The sequence below is a fragment of the Alcanivorax sp. HI0044 genome (assembly GCF_001634945.1).
Genome location: NZ_LWEZ01001376.1, coordinates 1 through 939, shown reverse-complemented (window position 1 = coordinate 939; position 939 = coordinate 1). Strand labels below are relative to the sequence as shown.

Sequence of the window (939 nt, the reverse complement as noted above, 5' to 3'; positions counted from 1 at the left end):
TGGCTCATGCTAGCGGATTTGCCTGGCCTGCGTTGTTAAAAAACCGTTGCCACACCTTGATGAAGCCGCCCGCTATCCGCCACACCCGCTTGTCGCAAAAAATGCACCATAATTGCCCAAGCGGCCGCAAGGCCTTAGTATGCGCGCTCTTTTTCTGCCCCGGATTAGTGCGCACCATGAGTAAGGAAAGTGATCAGCTCCGCCAACAACTGGTCGGTGGACTGTTGCGGCAGCTGCATCTGGAAACCATGAGTGAGCGCTTTAATCCCCGCGTCGTGCTGGCGCTGTTCAACCTGGTCAACGGCGGCCTCAGCATTGCGCTGATCGCCAGTGTGGCGCTGGTGACCCAGCAAGCGTTTATCTTTCCCTCACTGGGTGCGACGGCCTTCCTGCTGTTCCACCTGCCCCTGGCGGAAGCAGCTTCCCCTCGCAATGTACTCAGCGGTCATCTGATTGGTGCCCTGTGTGGGTGGGCATCACTGTGGTTATGCGGCCTGCACGATGCACCGGCCGCCTTTATCACCGGCGTTGAATGGTCACGGGTGGCCGCTGCCGGCCTGTCGCTGGGGCTCACCAGCGCACTGATGATTCTGTTCCGGGTCGCCCACCCGCCCGCCGGCGCGACTGCGCTGATTATGTCACTGGGGCTGATGCACGAACTGCAGCAGCTGCCGGTATTGCTCAGCGCGGTGGCCCTGCTGGTTGGCCAGGCCTTCGTAATCAATCGACTGGCCGGCATTCCCTACCCACTATGGGCCCCCCGTCAGCCCGGTGTCTGATCAACACATTCTGTAATGAGAACGATTCCCTTTTATGCTAGGCTGCGCCGCATTGTCAGCCCCGGTTGGATTTCCCATGCGCGCATTTCTGGTTCTGCTTCATCGCTGGTTCGGCCTTTTCATTGCCGTTTTCCTGATTATTGCCGGTCTGACCGGGGCA

General features: G+C 59.5%; 1 protein-coding gene. It reads left to right on the top strand.

The features are described from left to right. Positions 1 to 176 precede the first annotated feature (176 nt). The gene (locus tag A3730_RS20365) at positions 177 to 779 is read left to right on the top strand and encodes an HPP family protein (RefSeq protein WP_063519833.1); all 603 of its coding nucleotides are present in this window, start codon (positions 177 to 179) and stop codon (positions 777 to 779) included. Positions 780 to 939: the final 160 nt, after the last annotated feature.